Raw genomic sequence first — 3,500 nt, forward strand, 5'->3', positions numbered from 1 at the left:
GCGGGCCTTTTTTTCCTACGATTCTCTAGGACGGTACATGGCTTGGGCCTGAGTGAGATGGGCGATCAAATCGCCCATTTCAGATTAAACGGGTTGCAATACGTCAAACATAATTTTCCGCGTAGCGATCAAAACGATTTGATAGAATCAAGAATGTAGGTGCCCAAAGCCCGACGAAGATACCAAATCGCTCTGCATGTGCTTGTGTTTCAGCATCTTTACCACCTGTCAAAAACCAGATGGCAATAGAACCGATAATAGAGACGAATCCTAAGATAAAGCAGAGGTTACTGAGTTGTTTTAGTTGATTTTTTTTCATTTTTTCTTTCCTGCCTCTACAACGATTCTATTTAAAGTTGGTTCCCATTTCTAAAATCAGGCTCGCTCACAAAAAATCCTTTCATACTAAGTTCCCTGGGCAAATTGTTTTAGTGCGAGCCTTTTGCATGAATCACTGAACCGCCGATTTTTCCCGCCGATTGAAAGCGGCGTCTAGGAGCCTCGTTCCTCGGCTATGAAGTCGCTCCGCGACTGGGAACGTCGTTTCCCGAGGCGGGCGTGATGGATCTTATCGGTAGTCGCGGAGCGACATTATGGCGCGGAGCGCCCGTAGACGCCCATCCACCCAAAGGGTTCCCGGTGTGGGCGGATAACGATTCGTGAGTTTATCCTCTGGCTCACATTTACCAGTCGTAGGGCTTGCCTTCGCACGTCATGTAGAGATAGTCTGGGCGTGGGCGATCCAGCACGGTGGCGAGAATTGCTCGCGCGGTCTCGTCGGGCTCTTGGGTGGCTCTGAGATTTTTGGTGCCATGCATAAAGCTGCGCATCCATCCTGGATCAAAGAGATAGCTCTCGATGCCGTGCTCCCCAGCGTGGTTGGCGAGAATCACTGTCTGGACATTGAGTGCGGCTTTGGACATGCAGTAGCCGTAGCGCATATTTCGGTTGGTGCGCCGCGACTGCTCCATGCTCCCCCGCTTCAGGTGTCCAAAGACCGATTGCGCCACGCGCAGCGGCCCGAGGGAGTTGACATTGTAGACGTCCTGCATCAGCGCAAAGTCCAGTGGGTCGCTGAGGGTGCCGGTGAAGTCCCCCAGAATTGCGGCGTTGTTGATAAGCAAGTCTAAGTGTTGGCAGCTCTCGCGCAGCTTATCCGCCGCCCGGAGCACAGAGCGGTCACAGCCAACATCCAGCGGGATACGCCGTAGCCGCTCGCCATGGGTTTCGGCAAGCGCGTCTAGGCCCGCCGGGTCGAGGCCGTACTCGCCCGCAAAAACACGAAAGCCGCGCTCAAGAAGCGCCTCAGTTAGCCCTAGCCCGAGGCCACGGTCGGCTCCAGTGATATAGGCAGTTATTTCACTCATGGTTTGTAGGATACCCGCCCCGCTATGGTGAATATCTGGGTATGCGAAGAAGATGTGTGTTGCTGGCGCTCCTAGCACTTGGCGCGGTGCCATCACTGGCACAAGATGTGGGAATACAGAAGCCGCTGGCGCTGGAGAAGACCGTTGTTAAGGTGCTCAAGGCGGGCTACTTGCTCTACCTACCCAAGGACTATGGCAAAGACCCGGCGAAGAAGTGGCCCGTCATGGTCTTTCTGCACGGCTCGGGCGAGAGCGGCGCGGATCTGGAGAAAGTCAAAGTGCACGGCCCGCCCAAGCTGATCGCGCAGGGGCAAGATCTACCGTTTATCGTCGTCTCGCCGCAGGCACCGGTGTTTCCGCGCCGGGGCTGGGATGTGGAGACACTCAACGCGCTGCTGGATGACGTGCTGGCAAAGTACTCGACAGACACGGACCGGGTCTATCTGACGGGGCTCTCAATGGGCGGCTACGGCACCTGGGCCTGGGCCACGGCAAACCCGGAGCGCTTTGCGGCGATTGCCCCAATCTGCGGCGGTGGCCAGGCACGTCAGGCAGGGCGAGCACTGAAGAACATGCCGACCTGGGTTTTTCACGGCTGGAAAGACACGACGGTGCCACTTCAAGAGTCGCAGGACATGGTGGATGCACTCAAGAAAGCGGGCGCAATGGACGTAAAATTCACCATCTACCCCGAAGCGGGCCACGACTCCTGGACCGCTACCTACGACAACCCAGAGCTCTTCACCTGGCTGCTGGCGCATACAAAGAAGAAGCCCTCGTGAGCCACATGCTCTACGTACTCGAAGCACAGGGAATCAATAACCAGTAGAATTCAGGCAAGAATCCCGTGCACGACTCGTCCCGCATTGACCGTTGCGCGCTCATCGCGACCGTTGTGTTTGTAGGTCAGCTTGAGGTGATCAAAACCCAGTAAGTGCAGAATAGTCGCGTGGAGATCATGGACATGCACAGGGTTCTCGACGGCACGCAGGCCCATTTCATCCGTTGTGCCGTAAGCGATGCCTTTCTTCACCCCACCACCTGCCATAAACGTCGTGAAGCCCCACGGATTATGATCGCGCCCGTTGGTTCCCTCCGTCATCGGGGTGCGACCAAACTCTCCGCCCCAGATCACCAGAGTGGAGTCTAAGAGCCCCCGTGCCTTGAGATCCGCGAGGAGCCCGGCGACGGGCTTGTCGGAGATGCCACACATCTTGGCGTGGTTGCCCTCGATATCCGCGTGCGCATCCCACTGGCTCCCGGTGCCGCAGTAGAGCTGCACAAACGGGACACCCCGCTCGACCAGCCGCCGTGCCAGCAGGCAGTTGGTGCCAAAGCGCTCGGTCTTGGGGTTGTCTAGGCCATAGAGCGCCTTCGTGGCAGCACTCTCTTTACTGATATCCACGGCCTCGGGCGCGGCGGACTGCATCCGAAACGCCAGCTCGTAGGCTTTTATCCGTGCCTCCAGCTCGCTATCATCGGCGCGGGTGGCTCCGTAGTGTGCGTTGAGCTCGTTGATAAACGCCAGCTTGCTTTTTTGCCGGGCCTCGCCCACACTCTCGGGAGTCGAGAGAGCGAGAATCGGGGTCTTTCCGGGCCGAAACGGCGTGCCTTGGTAGGTGGCGGGCAGAAATCCACTCGACCAGTTTTTCGTCCCTCCCAGCGGCTCGCGCTCATCCAGCAGCACGACATAGCTGGGTAAGTCGCGCTTCACACTGCCCAAACCATACTGCACCCACGAGCCTAGTGAGGGTCGCCCCGCCAGAACCGAGCCCGTGTTCATCTGGCAGACCGAGCCGACATGGTTGAGCCCATCGGCCCAGCACGAGCGGATCACGCACAGCTCATCGGCGTGTTTTGCAATCTCGGGGTACCAGTCCGAGACCCAGAGCCCGCTCTGCCCGTGTTGCTGGAAAGTGCGCTTCGAGGGCAGAAGGCCATTTCCTGCCACCCCCATCGCCGTCAAGGGCCGCCCAAAGCTCGCGGGGAGCGGTTTTCCCGCGAGTTTCAGCAGCTCCGGCTTCGGGTCAAAAAGATCGATATGGCTCGGACCGCCCTCCATAAAGAGCCAGATCACGGACTTCACTTTGGCGCTCTCTGCTCGCGCCTCATCGGCAAGTAGCGCCGCAAGCG

At 58.0% G+C, this 3,500-nt stretch carries 4 protein-coding genes; 1 reads left to right on the plus strand and 3 read right to left on the minus strand.

The window, feature by feature from the left end:
* Nucleotides 1-103: 103 nt before the first annotated feature.
* Nucleotides 104-319: a hypothetical protein gene (locus ACH2EH_RS17955; protein WP_395143742.1), complete on the minus strand. Its 216-nt coding sequence runs from the start codon at nt 317-319 to the stop codon at nt 104-106.
* 364 nt (nt 320-683) lie between these two features.
* Nucleotides 684-1,367 carry an SDR family NAD(P)-dependent oxidoreductase gene (locus tag ACH2EH_RS17960; protein ID WP_395143744.1) on the minus strand — a complete coding sequence of 228 codons (684 nt, stop codon included), beginning with the start codon at nt 1,365-1,367 and terminating at the stop codon, nt 684-686.
* 41 nt (nt 1,368-1,408) lie between these two features.
* On the opposite strand from ACH2EH_RS17960, the gene ACH2EH_RS17965 reads away from it, so the two are divergent.
* Nucleotides 1,409-2,149, plus strand: a complete 741-nt coding sequence (locus ACH2EH_RS17965; RefSeq protein ID WP_395143746.1) for a prolyl oligopeptidase family serine peptidase — start codon at nt 1,409-1,411, stop codon at nt 2,147-2,149.
* 50 nt (nt 2,150-2,199) lie between these two features.
* Here the strand turns inward: ACH2EH_RS17965 and ACH2EH_RS17970 are convergent.
* Nucleotides 2,200-3,500 (minus strand): DUF1501 domain-containing protein (locus tag ACH2EH_RS17970; protein ID WP_395143748.1); only part of this gene is annotated, 1,301 nt, incomplete at its 5' end.

This window comes from Armatimonas sp. (genome assembly GCF_043760365.1).
Taxonomy (GTDB): Bacteria; Armatimonadota; Armatimonadia; order Armatimonadales; family Armatimonadaceae; genus Armatimonas.

What these genes read in the sequence shown, in the direction of transcription:
- ACH2EH_RS17960 (WP_395143744.1), bottom strand. Translation starts at nt 1,367, where the DNA reads ATGAGTGAAATAACTGCCTATATCACTGGAGCCGACCGTGGCCTCGGG.
- ACH2EH_RS17955 (WP_395143742.1), bottom strand. Translation starts at nt 319, where the DNA reads ATGAAAAAAAATCAACTAAAACAACTCAGTAACCTCTGCTTTATCTTA.
- ACH2EH_RS17965 (WP_395143746.1), top strand. Translation starts at nt 1,409, where the DNA reads ATGCGAAGAAGATGTGTGTTGCTGGCGCTCCTAGCACTTGGCGCGGTG.